At 62.0% G+C, this 17,528-nt stretch carries 16 protein-coding genes; 8 read left to right on the forward strand and 8 right to left on the reverse strand.

The annotated features are described in order from the left end of the window. Nucleotides 1–10 precede the first annotated feature (10 nt). From BM70_RS0126270 to BM70_RS0126290, 5 genes are all read right to left on the reverse strand, one after another. Nucleotides 11–1,231 (reverse strand): electron transfer flavoprotein subunit alpha/FixB family protein, encoded by a 1,221-nt coding sequence (locus tag BM70_RS0126270; RefSeq protein ID WP_025858788.1) that lies wholly within the window; start codon nucleotides 1,229–1,231, stop codon nucleotides 11–13. Then, a complete protein-coding gene (gene dgcB, locus BM70_RS0126275) occupies nucleotides 1,231–3,174 on the reverse strand; it encodes a dimethylglycine demethylation protein DgcB (RefSeq protein WP_025858789.1) in 1,944 nt (647 codons plus the stop codon). Before dgcB ends, BM70_RS0126270 begins: the two co-directional genes overlap by 1 nt. Before the next feature lie 231 nt (nucleotides 3,175–3,405). After that, complete coding sequence (dgcA, locus tag BM70_RS0126280; protein ID WP_025858790.1) at nucleotides 3,406–5,466, reverse strand: dimethylglycine demethylation protein DgcA; 2,061 nt, start codon at nucleotides 5,464–5,466, stop codon at nucleotides 3,406–3,408. 15 nt (nucleotides 5,467–5,481) lie between these two features. After that, complete coding sequence (locus BM70_RS0126285; protein WP_016977793.1) at nucleotides 5,482–6,012, reverse strand: DUF5943 domain-containing protein; 531 nt, start codon at nucleotides 6,010–6,012, stop codon at nucleotides 5,482–5,484. A 69-nt stretch (nucleotides 6,013–6,081) separates the two neighbouring features. Next, a complete protein-coding gene (locus BM70_RS0126290; RefSeq protein WP_025858791.1) occupies nucleotides 6,082–7,059 on the reverse strand; it encodes a dipeptidase in 978 nt (325 codons plus the stop codon). Between the two features lie 219 nt (nucleotides 7,060–7,278). Here BM70_RS0126290 and BM70_RS0126295 point away from each other — a divergent pair, with 219 nt between their 5' ends. Beyond that, entirely contained in the window at nucleotides 7,279–7,680 is a 402-nt protein-coding gene (locus BM70_RS0126295) for a lysozyme inhibitor LprI family protein (protein WP_025858792.1), read from the forward strand. A 41-nt stretch (nucleotides 7,681–7,721) separates the two neighbouring features. Next, nucleotides 7,722–8,138 (forward strand): DUF3010 family protein, encoded by a 417-nt coding sequence (locus tag BM70_RS0126300; protein ID WP_025858793.1) that lies wholly within the window; start codon nucleotides 7,722–7,724, stop codon nucleotides 8,136–8,138. Between the two features lie 117 nt (nucleotides 8,139–8,255). Here BM70_RS0126300 and BM70_RS0126305 read toward each other — a convergent pair whose 3' ends face one another. Continuing rightward, the gene (locus BM70_RS0126305) at nucleotides 8,256–9,434 is read right to left on the reverse strand and encodes an AAA family ATPase (RefSeq protein ID WP_025858794.1); all 1,179 of its coding nucleotides are present in this window, start codon (nucleotides 9,432–9,434) and stop codon (nucleotides 8,256–8,258) included. 68 nt (nucleotides 9,435–9,502) lie between these two features. After that, entirely contained in the window at nucleotides 9,503–10,447 is a 945-nt protein-coding gene (locus tag BM70_RS0126310) for a GlxA family transcriptional regulator (protein WP_025858795.1), read from the reverse strand. Between the two features lie 193 nt (nucleotides 10,448–10,640). On the opposite strand from BM70_RS0126310, the gene BM70_RS0126315 reads away from it, so the two are divergent. From BM70_RS0126315 to BM70_RS0126340, 6 genes are all read left to right on the forward strand, one after another. Then, nucleotides 10,641–11,585, forward strand: coding sequence for a choline ABC transporter substrate-binding protein (locus BM70_RS0126315; protein WP_025858796.1), 945 nt, complete (start codon nucleotides 10,641–10,643; stop codon nucleotides 11,583–11,585). Nucleotides 11,586–11,663: 78 nt separating this feature from the next. Further along, nucleotides 11,664–12,551 carry a 3-keto-5-aminohexanoate cleavage protein gene (locus BM70_RS0126320; RefSeq protein ID WP_016977787.1) on the forward strand — a complete coding sequence of 296 codons (888 nt, stop codon included), beginning with the start codon at nucleotides 11,664–11,666 and terminating at the stop codon, nucleotides 12,549–12,551. 55 nt (nucleotides 12,552–12,606) lie between these two features. Then, complete coding sequence (locus BM70_RS0126325) at nucleotides 12,607–13,572, forward strand: L-carnitine dehydrogenase (RefSeq protein WP_025858797.1); 966 nt, start codon at nucleotides 12,607–12,609, stop codon at nucleotides 13,570–13,572. A 13-nt stretch (nucleotides 13,573–13,585) separates the two neighbouring features. Further along, complete coding sequence (locus BM70_RS0126330; protein ID WP_025858798.1) at nucleotides 13,586–14,065, forward strand: thioesterase family protein; 480 nt, start codon at nucleotides 13,586–13,588, stop codon at nucleotides 14,063–14,065. Between the two features lie 9 nt (nucleotides 14,066–14,074). Further along, nucleotides 14,075–15,235, forward strand: a complete 1,161-nt coding sequence (locus tag BM70_RS0126335) for a gamma-butyrobetaine dioxygenase (protein WP_025858799.1) — start codon at nucleotides 14,075–14,077, stop codon at nucleotides 15,233–15,235. A gap of 359 nt (nucleotides 15,236–15,594) precedes the next feature. Further along, nucleotides 15,595–15,858: a hypothetical protein gene (locus tag BM70_RS0126340; RefSeq protein WP_025858800.1), complete on the forward strand. Its 264-nt coding sequence runs from the start codon at nucleotides 15,595–15,597 to the stop codon at nucleotides 15,856–15,858. 106 nt (nucleotides 15,859–15,964) lie between these two features. Here BM70_RS0126340 and BM70_RS0126345 read toward each other — a convergent pair whose 3' ends face one another. Next, nucleotides 15,965–17,068: a GlxA family transcriptional regulator gene (locus BM70_RS0126345; protein ID WP_005792167.1), complete on the reverse strand. Its 1,104-nt coding sequence runs from the start codon at nucleotides 17,066–17,068 to the stop codon at nucleotides 15,965–15,967. Between the last annotated feature and the right edge of the window lie 460 nt (nucleotides 17,069–17,528).

Below are 17,528 nucleotides of genomic sequence, written 5' to 3' on the forward strand. Positions count from 1 at the left end.
GGCCATATCCTTAAGCCGCATCGCGCTTGGCGCCGTTGCGGTAGGCCTCGACCGCAACGATCAAGGCTTGCAGTATCGCGGCGCTTTCGCCGATCACCGAGAGGTCGGCACGCTTGATCATGTCGCAACCAGGGTCGAGGTTGATTGCCACTACTTTGTCGCAGGCGCCAATGCCCTGCAGGTGCTGGATCGCCCCGGAAATGCCCACGGCCACGTACACCCGCGCCGTGACCCAGGTGCCGCTGGCGCCGACCTGGCGGTCACGCGCCATAAAGCCATCGTCCACCGCCACCCGCGAAGCGCCTTCGGTGGCGCCCAATGCAGCGGCAGTCTGGTGGAACAGCGCCCAGTCCTTCACCCCATTGCCACCGGAGAAAATGAACTCCGCCTCGGCCATGGGAATCGCCCCCGGGTCCACGGCTACCGCGCCGAGGTCCTCGATACGCGGCAAGCTGCGCGCCAACGCTGTGGATAACTCTACAGGTAACGCTTCGTGACGGGTTTCGCTGACTGGCTCAGCGCATTCTGCGGCAGCCAGGATCAGCCGCGGCAGCGTGCGGGCCAAGTCTTCCTGGCCGGCACCGGCGCGGCCGATGCATTCGTCGCCCTTGATCTGCCACACCCGTGTGGCGGGGCGCTCCTTGAGGTTCGCGGCAAAACGTCGACCCAGTTCGCCGCCACCGCTGCGGCTGTCCGGCAACAACCAATGACGTGGGTTGAACTGGTTATCCACAGCACGCAAACCGTGCACGCGTTGCTCCGGTGAATAACCATCGAATTCGTGGCCCTCCAGCACCAGCAAGCGGTCGACGCCAGCGGTCGCAAACGTACTTTCCTTGTGTTCGCCAAACACCACCGCGAGCACTGCGCCGTCGCTGCCGGCCAATTGCCGCGCCAGGCCAAGCAGGTCGCGGTCGTGACTGCTCAGGCGGCCACCGACCATGTCCGGCACCACGTTGATGTAGAACGCAGGCACAGGCACCTGATGCAGCGGCAATTGCACGTCCACCGCCGCCGTGCGCTTGGCCGCGCCGCCCTGCTGGGCGCCGCTGCGGTCGATGCGCTTGATGCCGTTGGGGCCGATAAAACCGACGCCATGTACGTTCTTGCGGATGACGCCGTTAGGTCCCATCCAGCTGTGTTGCACCGGCTGCATCGCCGCGTGCAGCGGGTGCAGGCGGTTGCGGGCGATCCATTCGGCCCGTGGGTCGCGGCGGATAATGTCGCTCATCAATGCACCTCCGCAGGTTCACGTCTGATGGGAGCTTTGGTCGGCGACGCCTCGTCAAGCAAAGCATCAGCCACCAGCTCGGCAATGTCCTTGATCAAGGGGCGCGGCTCGACCACACCTTCAAGCATCGCGGTGCATTGCGGGCAACCCACGGCCACCAGCTCGGCGCCGGTTTCACGGATGTCTTCCATGCGCATGTCCGGGATCCGTTGCTTGCCGGGAATGTCGGTGATCGGCGCCCCGCCACCACCGCCGCAGCAGCGTGAACGGAAGCCCGAGCGCTGCATCTCCTTGACCTCGATGCCCAGCGCCCGCAGCACTTGGCGCGGCGCCTCGTATTCACCGTTGTAGCGGCCCAGGTAGCACGGGTCGTGATAGGTCACGCTGTTGCCCTTGTGCTGGCCCAGGTTCAGCACGCCTTCGCCGATCAACTCGGCCATGAAGGTGCTGTGGTGCTGCACGAGGTAGTTGCCGTTGAAGGCGCCGTATTCGTTTTTCAGCACATGGAAACTGTGCGGGTCGCACGTGACGATACGCTTGAAGCTGTACTTGGCCAGGGTCTGGATATTGCGCGAAGCCAACAACTGGAAGGTCGCCTCATCGCCCAGGCGACGGGCCACGTCACCGCTGTCGCGCTCTTCCAGGCCAAGCACGGCGAAGTCGACCTTGGCCGCTTTCAGTACTTTGACAAACGCGCGCAGCGTGCGCTGGTTGCGCATGTCGAAGGCGCCATCGCCCACCCAGAACAGCACGTCGCAGTTGCCCTTGTCGCTGAGCAACGGCAGGTTCAGATCCGCCGCCCAGTTCAGGCGACCACCCGGTGCGAAACCGCCAGGGTTGTCAGTGGCAATCAGATTCTCGAGGACTTCGGCGCCCTTGTTCGGCGTGGCCCCTTTTTCCAGCGTGAGGTGGCGGCGCATGTCGACGATGGCGTCCACGTGCTCGATCATCATCGGGCACTCTTCCACGCAGGCACGGCAGGTGGTGCACGACCACAAGGTCTCGGCGTCCACCAGGCCGTTGACGATAGGCTGATGCGGGTTGCCACCGTGTTCGCCCAGCGGCTTGCCGGGGTACGGGCTGCCGGCGAACTTGGCATCGGTGCCGCCGGCCAGGCCGACGACCATGTCCTGGATCAGTTTTTTCGGGTTCAGTGGCTGGCCGGCGGCGAACGCCGGACACGCCGCTTCGCACTTGCCGCACTGCACGCAGGCGTCAAAGCCGAGCAGTTGGTTCCAGGTGAAATCCTTGGGTTTTTCCACGCCCAATGGCGCGGTCTTATCGCTGAGGTCCAGCGGCTTCAAACCGGTGGAACGGCCTCCGCCAAAACGTTCGGCGCGGCGGTGCCAGGCCAGGTGCAGGGCGCCGGCAAAGGCGTGCTTCATCGGACCGCCCCAGGTCATGCCGAAAAACATCTCGGACACACCCCACAGCACACCGACACCCAGCAACGCGGCCAGCAGCCAGCCGCCGAAATCAGCCGGCAGAATCCCGGCCACCGGCAGCGTCACCAGGAAGAAACTCACCGAGAACGCCATCAGGCTTTTCGGCAGGCGCATCCACGGGCCTTTGGACAACCGCGCCGGCGGGTTGCGACGGCGCAGGTACACAAACGTAGCGCCGACAAACATCAGCACCGAGGCCAACAACAAGGCATAACCGAGGATGCGGTTATGCAGGCCGAAACCGTGCACCAGGATCGCCAGCAGCGCCGACAGCACAAAGCCCAGCGCGGTAGCGACGTGGGTGTTGGCGATGTATTTGTCGCGGGCGACCACGTGGTGCAGGTCGACCATGTAGCGCTTGGGCATGGCCAGCAGGCCGCCCAGCAGGTCGACCTTGGACGCGCGGCCACGGCGCCACATGTTCACCCGGCGCAAGGCGCCGAGGACAGCAAGGCCCAGGGCGGCAAACAAGAGAATAGGCAGCAAGGTGTTCAACATGGTGAAGCTCCCAAAGACCTCGGGTCTTGCACGGGTTCATGTTGTGACAAGGAGCCTGTCTGTGGTGAGCGGGCTTGCCCCGTGCTGGGCTGCGAAGCGGCCCTGAACCCTGCCGCTCGGTTCTGTCAGTAAGAACTCGGGGACCGGATTGGGGCTGCTGCGCAGCCCAGCGCGGGGCAAGCCCGCTCACCACAATGACAACCTCTCATCACAGGGGATGCAGGCAGGCCGTCAGAAATCCTTGCACAAGCGCAGGGCGTCATAGATCGCAGCGTGGGTATTACGCTGCGCCACACAGTCGCCGATGCGGAACAGCAAGTACCCGTCACCCGCCTCGCTCAAGCACGGCTGCGGCTTGATCGCGAACAAGGCTTCGACGTCGATCTGGCCCTTGTTGCGCGAGCCTTCCTTGAGTGCGTAGTAGATGGCTTCATCCGGACGCACGCCGTTCTCCACCACCACCTGGTCGACCACCCGTTCCTCTTTGGCACCGGTGTATTCGTTCTCCAGCACCGCCACCAGCTTGTCGCCCTCGCGGTAGACCTTTTCCAGCATCATGTCGCCGGTCATGATCACTTCCTTGGGGTACATGCTGCGGTAGTAGGTCGGGAACGACGTACCGCCAATGGCCACGCCCGGCTTGATGTCGTCGGTGACGATCTCGACCTGGCTGCCTTTGTCCGCCAGGAAGTCGGCGACCGACATGCCGGTGAATTCGCAGATGGTGTCGTACACCAGCACGTTTTTGCCCGGTGCCACCTTGCCGTCGAGCACGTCCCAACTGCTCACGATCAGGCCTTCGGCCGCGCCCCAGTGTTCGTTCTGCTCCACATTCGGGTGCCCGCCCACCGCCAGCACCACCACATCCGGACGCAGGTCCAGAATGGTGTCGGCATCGGCGGCCACGCCCAGGCGCAGATCGACTTTCAAGCGCGCCAGTTCCAACTGGAACCAGCGGGTGATGCCGGCAATCTGGTCGCGTTGCGGCGCTTTCGAGGCGGTGGTGATCTGCCCGCCGATAAATTCTTTCTTCTCGAACAGGGTCACATCGTGGCCACGCTCGGCAGCCACGCGTGCAGCTTCCATCCCGGCCGGGCCGGCACCGACCACCACGACTTTGCGTTTTGGCCCGGTGGACTTCTCGATGATGTGCGGCACGCCCATATACTCACGGGAGGTCGCGGCGTTCTGGATGCACAGCACATCCAGCCCTTGGTACTGGCGGTCGATGCAATAGTTGGCGCCGACGCACTGCTTGATCTGGTCGATCTGGCCCATCTTGATCTTGGCGATCAGGTGCGGGTCGGCGATGTGCGCACGGGTCATGCCGACCATGTCCACATAACCGCCTTCCAGAATGCGCGTGGCCTGGTTCGGGTCCTTGATGTTCTGCGCGTGCAGCACCGGGACCTTGACCACTTCCTTGATACCGGCAGCCAAGTGCAGGAACGGCTCCGGGGGATAACTCATGTTGGGGATCACGTTGGCCAGGGTGTTGTGGGTGTCGCAACCCGAGCCCACCACGCCGATGAAATCGAGCATGCCGGTGTCGTCGTAATACTTGGCGATCTGCTTCATGTCCTCGTGGGACAAGCCGTCCGGGTGGAATTCGTCACCGCACAGGCGCATGCCCACGCAGAAGTCATCACCGACTTCGGCGCGTACGGCTTTCAACACTTCCAGGCCGAACTTCATGCGGCCTTCAAAGGTGCCGCCCCATTCGTCGGTACGCTTGTTGACCCGCGGGCTCCAGAACTGGTCGATCATGTGCTGGTGCACAGCCGACAGTTCCACACCGTCCAGCCCACCGGCCTTGGCGCGCCGTGCGGCCTGGGCGTAGTTGCCGATCACGCGCCAGATTTCTTCCGGCTCGATGGTCTTGCAGGTGGCACGGTGCACCGGCTCACGCACGCCGGACGGCGACATCAGGGTTGGCCAGTTGAAACCATCCCAACGCGAGCGACGGCCCATGTGGGTAATCTGGATCATGATCTTGGCGCCATGCTTGTGCATGGCGTCGGCCAGGTTCTGGAAGTGCGGGATGATCCGGTCGGTGGACAGGTTCACCGAACTCCACCACTCCTGCGGGCTGTCGATGGCGACGACCGAGGAACCGCCGCAGATCGCCAGGCCAATGCCGCCCTTGGCTTTCTCTTCGTAGTACTTCACATAGCGGTCAGTGGTCATCCCGCCGTCGGTGGCATACACCTCGGCGTGGGCGGTACTGAGCACGCGGTTGCGGATGGTCAGTTTGCCGATCTGGATCGGCGCAAACATTGCTTCGAAAGCCATGGCACGGTCCTCGGCTTACAACGGCTTGACGGTGAACAGGCCGTCATCGTGGCCCTCTTCGGAGCCTCCGTAGACTTGTTCGGCGACGGTGCGGATCTGGCTGCCGCGCGCCTGCAGAATCTGGTCCATGGCACCGGCAAACCAGCCAGTGAACATGTAGTCCACTTTGCGCCCGACCTTGCCGTACACGTAGACGAACGCCGAGTGTTCGAGCTTGACGCTGGCGGTGCCTTTGTCGAGGTCGATGTCCTGGATCTTGAACAGGCCCCAGCCGCGTTGCGACAGGCGCTTCATGTAGTGCTCGAACACCGCGACGCCTTCCAGGCCGTGGCATTCGGCTTCTTTTTCACACCAGTGCCAGGCGGATTTGTAGCCGGCCTTGTAGAGGATCTCGGCATAGGCGTCGGCGCCCAGCACTTCTTCGATACCGATGTGGTTGTTGACGAAGAAATGGCGCGGCACGTACAGCATCGGCAGGGCGTCGGAGGTCCAGACACCGGTTTCGCTGTCGACTTCGATAGGCAATTGCGGGGCGATCTTGGCCATGGAAACTTAACTCCAGAAAATTCTTGGTAGTGCCCCCGACGCGAACGGCCGGGGGAGAAATGCGGTGGCTTATTCGCCCCAGACGTCTTTCAGGACGTTGACCCAGTTCTCGCCCATGATCTTGCGCACCACGCGCTCCGGATGGCCGCGCTTGAGCAGGGTCTCGGTGAGGTTGGGGAACTCGCCCACGGTGCGGATGCCCAGCGGGTTGATGATCTTGCCGAAGCTGGTCAGGCGGCGGGCGTAGCCCTTGTCATGGGTCAGCATTTCGAAGAAATCCTGGCCATGGCCCTGGGTGAAGTCGGTGCCGATGCCGATCGCGTCTTCACCGACGATGTTCATGGTGTATTCGATGGCTTCGGCGTAGTCGTCGATGGTCGAATCGATGCCCTTGGCCAGGAACGGCGCGAACATGGTTACGCCGACAAAGCCGCCGTGGTCAGCGATGAACTTCAGCTCTTCGTCGGATTTGTTGCGCGGGTGCTCTTTGAGCCCGGACGGCAGGCAGTGGGAGTAGCACACCGGTTTCTTCGATTCGAGGATGACTTCTTCGGACGTCTTGGAGCCCACGTGGGACAGGTCGCACATGATGCCGACGCGGTTCATCTCGCCAACGACCTCACGACCAAAGCCCGACAGGCCGCCATCGCGCTCGTAGCAGCCGGTGCCGACCAGGTTCTGGGTGTTGTAGCACATCTGCACCACACCGACGCCGAGCTGCTTGAAGATCTCGACGTAACCGAGTTGGTCTTCGAAGGCATGGGCGTTCTGGAAACCGAAGATGATGCCGGTCTTGCCTTGCTCCTTGGCGCGGCGAATGTCGGCGGTGGTTTTCACCGGGATCACCAGGTCGCTGTTCTCGCGGATCAGGGTCTGGCTGGCCACGATATTGTTGATGGTGGCCTGGAACCCTTCCCACACCGACACCGTGCAGTTGGCAGCGGTGAGGCCACCTTTGCGCATGTCCTCGAACAGGTCGCGGTTCCACTTGGCAATAATCAGCCCGTCGATAACGATGCTGTCGGCGTGCAATTCGGCTGGGCTCATCAGGCGTCCCCTTATTGGCGATTCATGCGCCGAATCGTCTGCCGGCGCTTTGGGGCCAGCATATGCCCAGGGGCCGACAGAGCCGGGTGCAAAAACGACAGGGGAATTGCCGAAAGCGTCAATCCGCGACAAAGGCTGTTAAGAGACGTCTGACTGGCGGCTGTTCTTTGTCTTACGCTTGAGCCAGAATTCCCGCATCACCTGATATGAGACGGCGCAATGAAATCGATTTTCCTGGCTTTGGCACTCATCGCAACCGGCGTCCACGCCGCCGAAGACACCGACAGCACGCCGTGCGATGGCATCGAAAACGACAAGCAAACCCTGGAATGCGCCACCTACAACAAAACCACCGCCGAGCAACTGCTCAAGGATAACTATCAGGGCCTGCTGGAACGCATGGGTTCGACCTATGGCAGCGACAAGACCAGACTGGCCGACATTACCGCTCGTCTGAAGGACGCCCAGCAGAAGTGGGAAAAACTGCGCGATGCTGATTGCGCCGTGGACACCTTCCCGGCAGTGAACGGCACCAAGGCCTATGCGATTGCGCAGAATGATTGTTTGGCGCGGATGAGTGATGAGCGGTCGGAGTTTTTGGAGTCGATTGGCCAGGAATAAGCGACAATCGCTGCAACTTCTCCTCTGAACCAAGGCTATTCATGACTATTTGCGGCATCGAAATCAAAGGCAGCGAAGCCATTATCGCCGTCGCCTCTCTGGACACTCAGGCACTGACCCATGTCGCCCTGACCACCAAGAAAATCGCGCTTGAGGACGATGACGAGGCCGCCAACGTCAAAGCCTTCGCCGCACAGGTGAAGGCGTTCGTGCAGGCAAACGCCATCACCCGTATCGCCATCAAGAAGCGCAGCAAGAAAGGCGAGTTCGCCGGTGGCCCGACGACGTTCAAGATTGAAGGGGTGTTTCAGTTGCTGGACGGGGTTGAGGTGACCTTGCTGTCGCCGCAGACCATCAACGCACAGAACAAGAAGCACAATTTTGATCTGCCCGCGACGCTGAACAAGTACCAGCATGAAGCCTACAAAGCGGCGTGCTCGGCCCTGCTAAAAAAATAAGCCACACCGCCCCTCTCTGTAGGAGCCGGCTTGCCGGCGATGAGGCCAACAAGCCTTGCGGTGATCCCTCAGCCGCCATCGCCGGCAAGCCGGCTCCCACAGGGGTTGTGTCACCTTTTACCGGAGTGTACGGCTCCTGTGCTGCAGCCAGTCCCCGAAGGTTTTGTCCTCCAGGGCATAGCCGCCGCGGCTCGACTTCCACACCAGTTCCTTGTCGCGCAGGGCATCGATGCAGGCTTGAATCGTCTGGGTGCCCGGCACCACGTCGCTGCCCATGTCCTCCAGCGCTTTACTGACTGCGGTGAGGGTGCTGTCGGTGAATGGCGCGAATGGTTCGTTGTTTTGCGAGCGCTCCACCATCACTTCCAGTACGGCGCGCTGGGGAATGGTGAGATTGTTCCAGGCGCTTTCGAATTCGGTCCACACACCTGCACGCAGCAATTCGGCGCGGCTGTGCAGCAGTTGGCCGAGGTTGCTGGCCTCGCCCAACTCCAGCGCCACTTCCCCGATGATGGTGCGCAGCATTTCGGGACGCCGGCCTACCAGCTCGAAGGCTTCATCGATATCGGCGGCGTTGAACTGGTTGGTCTTGGCCAGGTTCGCGTTGAGGTGCGCGGTGTAGGCCTGGGTGAACGCTTTGCCCAGCAACGGAAACGGCGTGATGCTGGAACCGAAGAACGGCTGGCTTTTGCCCAATACCAAATGGGCCAGCTTGTCGCGATTGGAGCCGGTGAACACCAGATGCAAACCGCTGCCGTCCTCGTCACGCCCTTGGTTGAGCTGATCCCGGGCGGCCTTCAGCGCGAACATCGCATTAATGCCCGAATCGCTGGTCAAGGCATGCTGTGCTTCGTCGATCACCAACACGACGGTTTTTTCCGCCGCGTGGTGCAGCAGCTCCAAGGCTTGGGTCAACGTCGCGCCAACCGGCAATTGAGGCTTGCTGAAGTCCCAGGACAGGGTGCGCAGAAAGCTCAGTTTCTCGATCCCAATGTTCTTGGCCAGCTTGCGAATGCCCTTTTCATAGGGCACCAGCGCTGCGGCAATCGCACTGGCAATCAACTCAGCGGGATCTTTCTCTTTGTCAGCCCACAGATCGACATACACCGTCAGCCACCCTCGAAGCTGGCACTCCGGGATCAGGTCTTCACGCAAAAAAGTACTTTTGCCCGTGCGACGGGGAGCCGCGAGAAACAGGCCAGAGGTGAAGTCCTGGATACCGGCCCCCACCAGGCCATCGGCAATGCTGCTTGCCAGGGCGGGACGGCGGAATACAAAGCCGCTGTGCTTGGACATGGGTTTATACTCAATTATGGAAATCACTATAAATTATAGTCATGAGTATAATTGACTATAATTAGTCGTCAAACCACCTCCCGTCGCCGGTCCTCCCGCGGACACTTGGCAAACCGCGCGCGGTAACTGCGGGTGAAATACGACGGCGACTCAAACCCGCACGCAATGCTCACTTCCAGCACGCTCATGTCGCTCTGGCGCAGCAGTTGCCGGGCTTTTTCCAGGCGCAGGCCGAGGTAGAAGTTGCTCGGCGTATCATTCAGGTGCAACCGAAACAGCCGCTCCAGCTGGCGCCGGGTGACCTTGATCGCCTCGGCCAGGGCCAAAGTGCTCAGCGGCGGCTCGGTGTGCTGCTCCATCTCTCCGATCACCTGCACCAGTTTCTTGTTGTTAATGCCGTAGCGTGTGGCGATCTGCATGCGCTGGTGGTCTTTGCGTGGGCGGATACGGCCAAGCACGAATTGCTCGGAGACCTGGATCGCCAGGTCGGGGCCATGGGCCTGGGCGATCAGGTCGAGCATCAGGTCGATTGACGCGGTGCCGCCGGCACAGGTGATACGGCGGCGGTCGATCTCGAACAACTCCTGGGTGACGGTCAGGTGCGGATAGGATTCCTTGAAGGCGTCGATGGCTTCCCAGTGCAGGGTCAGGCGGTGGCCGTCGAGCAGGCCGGCTTGCGCCAGTACGCAGGCGCCCGTATCGATGGCGCCGAGGGTCACGCCATCGTGGTCGAGGCGGCGCAGCCAGTGCTCCAGCGCAGGGGTGGCGAACTGCAGCGGTTCGAAGCCCGCCACCACCAATAACGTCGCGCCCTTTTTCAGCGGCTCCAGCGCGGCGTCGGCGTTGACCGACATGCCATTGCTCGCCAGCACCGCGCCGCCATCGGCGCTCAGCACGTGCCAGCGGTACAGCTCGCCACGGAAGCGGTTGGCCACCCGCAGCGGCTCGAGCGCAGAGATAAAACCGATGGCCGAGAAGCCCGGCATCAGCAGAAAGTAGAAATCCTGGGACATGGTGGCGCTCTCGTAGGACGGGCAGCGTGGCACTGTGATACTCCCGTTCTCGGCTGGATTCAAGGGGGCAGGTCGCTGCAGTGCAAGAGCTGGTCGCCGCCGTGCGTTTTGTCGGCCGTCAAGCTGCGTAACTTGATCCCACGGCGCACAAAGACGCCGGCCCCCACAATAACGACCTGCCGAGGGATCCACCATGAACCGACTGATCAGCCGCTGTGTGCTCGCACTCAGCGCCAGCGCCATCTTGAGCACGAACGTACTGGCTGCCGACGCGGCATCTTGCCAGAACGTGCGCATGGGCGTGGTGAACTGGACCGACGTAATCGCCACCAGCGCCATGACCCAAGTGTTGCTCGACGGCCTCGGCTACAAGACCAAACAGACCAGCGCCTCCCAGCAAATCATCTTCGCCGGCATTCGCGACCAGCGCCTGGACTTGTTCCTGGGCTACTGGAACCCGCTGATGACCCAGACCATCACCCCGTTCGTCGACGCCAAGCAAGTCAAGGTGCTCGACAAGCCCAGCCTGGAAGACGCCCGCGCCACCCTCGCCGTGCCGACTTACCTGGCAGACAAAGGCCTGAAAACCTTCGCCGACATCGCCAAGTTCGAAAAAGAGCTGGGCGGCAAGATCTACGGCATCGAGCCAGGCTCGGGCGCCAACACCCAGATCAAGGCGATGATCGCCAAGAACCAGTTCGGCCTGGGCAAATTCCAACTGGTGGAATCCAGTGAAGCCGGCATGCTCGCCGCCGTCGACCGTGCGGTTCGCCGCAAGGAAGCGGTGGTGTTCTTCGGCTGGGCGCCGCACCCGATGAACGTCAACGTCGCCATGACCTACCTCACTGGCAGCGACGACGCCCTGGGCCCGAACGAAGGCATGGCCACCGTGTGGAGCGTCACCGCGCCGAACTACGCCGAGCAGTGCCCCAACGTGCACAAGCTGCTGACCAACCTGACCTTCACCGCCGCCGACGAGAGCCGGATGATGCAGCCGCTGCTGGATCACAAGGATGCCATCGAGTCCGCCAGGCAGTGGCTCAAGGATCACCCGCAGGACCAGGCCCGCTGGCTGGAAGGTGTGACCACCTTCGACGGCAAGCCGGCTGCGGCCAACCTGCAACTGACCAGCAACTAACCTGATTCGAATCACCGTGTCGCAGCCATTCCCGGCTGCGCACGGCATCACTACGCCCGCCTGTAAGGAACATGCCTCATGAACCACGACGTCATCATCACCTGCGCACTCACCGGTGCTGGCGACACGACCAGCCGCAGCCCACACGTGCCGGTCACCCCCAAACAAATCGCCGCCGCCGCCGTGGAAGCTGCCAAGGCCGGCGCCACCGTTGTGCACTGCCACGTGCGCGACCCCGAGACCGGCAAGTTCAGCCGCGACGTCGCCCTGTACCGCGAAGTGATGGAGCGCATCCGCGAGGCCGACATCGACATCATCGTCAACCTCACCGCCGGCATGGGCGGCGACCTGGAGATCGGCGGCGGCGAGAACCCGATGGAGTTCGGCCCCAATACCGACCTGGTCGGCCCGCTGACCCGCCTGGCCCATGTGGAAGAGCTGCTGCCGGAAATCTGCACCCTCGACTGCGGCACCCTGAACTTCGGCGATGGCGACACCATTTACGTGTCCACCCCGGCGCAACTGCGGGCGGGCGCCAAACGCATCCAGGAACTGGGCGTCAAGGCTGAGCTGGAGATCTTCGACACCGGTCACCTGTGGTTCGCCAAGCAGATGATCAAGGAAGGCCTGCTGGACGACCCACTGTTCCAACTGTGCCTGGGCATCCCATGGGGCGCGCCGGCCGACACCACCACCATGAAAGCCATGGTCGACAACCTGCCCGCCGACGCCGTGTGGGCCGGCTTCGGCATCGGCCGCATGCAAATGCCGATGGCCGCACAGGCGGTGCTGCTGGGCGGCAACGTGCGCGTCGGCCTGGAAGACAACCTGTGGCTGGACAAAGGTGTGCTCGCCACCAACGGCCAATTGGTGGAACGCGCCAGTGAAATCCTCAGCCGCCTGGGTGCACGGGTCATGACCCCGGCCGAAGGCCGCGTGAAGATGGGCCTTACCAAACGCGGCTAACCCTCTGCCGAAACGCTCCCACAAGAAATCACCGAACTCCTCAGGAATGTGGCCCATGTGCTTTATTACAGAAATCAAAACCTTCGCCGCCCTCGGCAGCGGTGTCATCGGCAGCGGCTGGGTTTCCCGTGCCCTGGCCCACGGCCTGGATGTGGTCGCCTGGGACCCGGCGCCCGGTGCCGAAGCGGCGCTGCGCAAACGCGTCGCCAACGCCTGGGGCGCCCTGGAAAAACAAGGCCTGGCGCCGGGTGCATCCCAGGACCGCCTGCGCTTTGTCGCGACTATCGAAGAGTGTGTGAAAGACGCCGACTTCATCCAGGAAAGCGCCCCGGAGCGGCTGGAGCTCAAACTGGATCTGCACAGCAAGATCAGTGCAGCGGCCAAACCGAACGCGTTGATTGGTTCGAGCACTTCGGGCCTGTTGCCCAGTGAGTTCTATGAAGGTTCGACCCACCCGGAGCGTTGCGTGGTCGGCCATCCGTTCAACCCGGTTTACCTGCTGCCACTGGTGGAAGTGGTCGGCGGCAAGAACACCGCGCCAGAGGCGATTCAGGCGGCGATCAAGGTGTATGAATCCCTCGGCATGCGCCCGTTGCATGTGCGCAAGGAAGTCCCGGGGTTTATCGCCGACCGTCTGCTCGAAGCGCTGTGGCGTGAGGCGCTGCACCTGGTCAATGACGGCGTGGCAACCACCGGCGAAATCGACGACGCGATCCGTTTTGGCGCGGGCTTGCGCTGGTCGTTCATGGGCACCTTCCTCACCTACACCCTGGCGGGCGGCGATGCCGGCATGCGTCACTTCATGGCGCAGTTCGGCCCGGCGCTGCAGTTGCCGTGGACCTACCTGCCGGCACCGGAACTGACCGACAAGCTGATTGATGATGTGGTCGACGGCACCAGCGATCAACTGGGCAAACACAGCATCTCGGCGCTGGAGCGCTATCGTGATGACTGCCTGCTGGCGGTGCTGGAGGCGGTGAAAACCACCAAGGCCAAGCACGGCATGACCTTCGCCGAATAACGGAACCCCTGACATGCCCGCACTGACCACCTACACCACCCAGATCCTCCCCGACTGGGTGGACTACAACGGCCACCTGCGCGACGCGTTCTACCTGCTGATCTTCAGCTACGCCACCGACGCGCTGATGGACAAACTGGGGCTGGACAGTGATAACCGCGAAGCCAGCGGCCATTCGTTGTTCACCCTGGAGTTGCACCTGAACTACCTGCACGAAGTGAAACTCGGTGCCGACGTGGAGGTGCATACCCAACTGATCGCCTTTGATACCAAGCGCCTGCACCTCTATCACAGCCTGCATTTAGTGGGAGATGAAAAGGAGCTGGCGGGCAACGAGCAGATGCTGCTGCACGTTGATCTGGCGGGACCGAGTTCGGCGCCGTTCACCGAGGCCACATTGGAACAACTCACGGCCATAAGTGCGGAGCAGGCCGACCTGCCGCGCCCCGCCCTGCTTGGCCGAGTGATTGGACTGCCACCCAAAAAACAATAAGGAGCCACCATGCAAACCGCCGCTGCTGTCGCCGATTTCCGTACCTACCCGAAGATCTGCGACATCGCGGACGTGCGGGTGCTGGAAGATCAGATCCTTGTGCACTGGGCCGATGGGCGGGTCAGCCCGTTCCATCATCAATGGCTTCGGGACAACTGCCCGTGCACGGAATGCGTGTACACCGTGACCCGCGAGCAAGTGCTGGAGATTGTCGACGTGGACGCCAATCTCAGTGCAGCCTCTGCATGCATCGATCAAGGCAACCTGAGCCTGGAATGGAGCGGCGGCCACCGCAGCCAGTACGATCCCGGCTGGCTGCGGGCTCATGCCTATGACGATGAATCCCGTGCCGAACGCCGTGCGGCAAAACCCAAATCACAGCTGTGGGACAGTCGCTTCCAACTGCCGGTTTTCGAATACAAGGCGGTCATGGAGGACCCGAACGCGCTGCTGCAATGGTTGCTGGCGCTGCGCGATACAGGCCTGACGCAGATCCGAGGCGTCCCCACCGAGCCCGGCTCCCTGGCACTGGTCGCCAAGCGCATTTCGTTTATCCGCGAGAGCAACTTCGGCGTGCTGTTCAACGTGCAATCCAAGGCCGATGCCGACAGCAATGCCTACACCGCGTTCAACCTGCCGCTGCACAGTGATCTGCCAACCCGCGAGCTGCAACCAGGCCTGCAATTCCTGCATTGCCTGGTGAACGATGCCAAGGGTGGCGAGAGCATTTTTGTCGATGGATTTGCCATCGCCAATGCGTTGCGCACAGAAGACCCCGAAGCGTTTCGCGCCCTGTGTGAAATCCCCGTGGAATTTCGCAACAAGGACCGCCACAGTGACTATCGCCGCCTGGCGCCGATCATCGCACTGGATGCCTTGGGGGATGTGGCGGAGATTCGCATGGCCAACTTCCTGCGCGGGCCGTTCGAGGCCAGCGTGGAACAGATGCCGTTGTTGTATCGGGCCTATCGGCGGTTTATCGCGATGACGCGAGAGGATCGTTTTCGGCTGCTCAAGCGCCTGAACCCGGGCGAGTTGTGGTGCTTCGACAACCGTCGCACGTTGCATGCGCGCAATGCATTTGATCCCACTTCGGGGGCGCGGCATTTCCAGGGTTGCTACATCGACCGCGATGAATTGCTTTCGCGCATCCTGGTGCTGCAGCGCTAGACCGCGGCGCGGCCATCGCCGGCAAGCCGGCTCCTACATTTGGAATGCGCTGCCCTGTAGGAGCCGGCTTGCCGGCGATGGCGTCCGTGTAATCAGCGCAAATCCCAGGCAAAAAAAGCCCCGATCAAGCCGTGACAGGATCGGGGCAGAGCGCTTTGTGTGGCGTGACATCTCGAGGGTGACCAAACCTTCAAGCTGCTTGCCTGGCATTCAGTGTGCCTATTACTGCCGTTGGTAAATGGCCCGAAAACGACCTGCTCATAGCCATCTGAGGCATTCGTGCAATCTGCCCTTGCCGACCGGTTGAGCGGCTACCAGAATCCAAGTCAAACCCCGCTCCCTTCACCAGGATAAACGTCATGATGCATGCGGATTTGATTGACCAGGATGACCTGCTGGGCCAACTGCGCTCGCTGGGTTTCGAGGTGTCCAGTGGCGCCACCGCCGAACAGGCCTGCGAGTGTGCCGTGCGCGGCTTGAGCGAAGCACGGGCCAAGGCGCTCAAGGGCATGGTTGAACAGATGTACACCGGCAAGGCGACGATTCTGCCGGCGGTGAGGCAAGCGATCGACAAGCAGTTGTTGCCGGCGTTGGTGCAGTTCAAACAAAGCTCCGGCGCCTGATCGATTATTGTGGTGAGCGAGCTTGCTCGCGCTGGAGTGCGAAGCGCTCCCAGGATTCAGGGCCGCTACGCAGCCCAGCGCGGGGCAAGCCCGCTCACCATGGGGTCTAGAGCCTTACGCTGGCGAAAGTTGATTCGTTGCGCGCCTGGCTCAACGCCGACATCGGCCCCGACAACGGTGACAACACCAGCGCCTGCGGAATCGGCATCATCGCCACTTGCTGGGTGGTGTTGGAGCCTACGCGCTCATCCCGTGGCGGGATGCCGAAGTATTCGCGGTAGCACTTGGAGAAGTGCGGCGTCGACACAAACCCGCACACCGACGCCACTTCGATGATCGACATCGGCGTTTGCTTGAGCAGCTGCCGTGCACGGATCAGGCGCAGCTTGAGGTAGTAGCGCGACGGCGAGCAGTGCAGGTATTTCTGGAACAAACGCTCAAGTTGGCGACGGGACACGGCGACGTACACCGCCAGTTCATCCAGGTCGATCGGCTCTTCCAGGTTGGCTTCCATCAGCGCGACGATTTCCTGCAGCTTCGGCTGGTTGGTGCCGAGCATGTGCTTGAGCGGCACGCGCTGGTGATCCTGTTCGTTGCGGATGCGTTCGTACACGAACATTTCGGAGATCGCGGCCGACAATTCACGACCGTGGTCGCGGCTGATCAGGTGCAGCATCATGTCCAACGGCGCGGTGCCGCCGGAGCTGGTGAAGCGGTTGCGGTCGAGGGTGAACAGGCGTGTGCTCATGGCCACGCGCGGGAACGCTTCCTGCATCGACGCCAGGCATTCCCAGTGCACGCTGCAATCAAAGCCATCGAGCAAGCCGGCGCAGGCCAGGGCCCAACTGCCGGTGCACACCGCGCCCAGACGACGCGACTGGCGGGCCTGGCTCTGCAGCCACGACACATGCTCACGGGTAACGGTACGTTGGATACCCACGCCGCCGCAGACGATCACGGTGTCCAGGGCCGGGGCTTTGTGCATGGAAGCATCGGGGGTGATTTGCAGACCGTCGCTGGCCCACACCTGGTTTCCATCGACACTCAAGGTCGTCCAGCGATACAGCTCGCGGCCGGAGAGCTGGTTGGCCATGCGCAGGGGTTCGACTGCGGAGGCCAGGGAAATCAGCGTGAAATTGTCCAGCAGCAAAAAGCCGATGGATTGAGGCGCACGGTTCTGGGGTTGAGCCCCGGAGTTGAACGACGTCATCGCGGTATCTCCTCACACAAAGCGGGTGATGGCCTCAGGCGAGGCTCTTGTTATTGCGCACGTCTGCGATACAGAACGAGGCTTTGAATTGATAGAGCAAATGCCATGCCTAAATTTGAATGGCCATTCAATAACTCCTGAAAACGACCTCATGATGCGTCTATATAAGCCCGCGCGGGAAGTACGGGATATGCCCCGAAAAGGACGTCAGAGTGAGGCTGCTTAAGGTGTGTGAGCAGATCGGTAGCACTTGTGGGAAGGCGCTTTGAGGGTGTGGGAAAAGTCTGTCACCCCAAGCACAGATGACGGGTGGTCAGGAGGGAAATCGTTTGGAAGCTACTTATCTGTTTGCGACGCGCTAAAAGGTGGCGCTTTTGGATCCGAGTGTTCACTTGTAGTGAGCGGGCTTGCCCGCGCCGGGGCGCGAAGCCGCCCCAAAACCAGGCGACTCGGTTGCTCT

The sequence above is a fragment of the Pseudomonas sp. CHM02 genome, from assembly GCF_000612585.1.
Taxonomy (GTDB): Bacteria; Pseudomonadota; Gammaproteobacteria; order Pseudomonadales; family Pseudomonadaceae; genus Aquipseudomonas.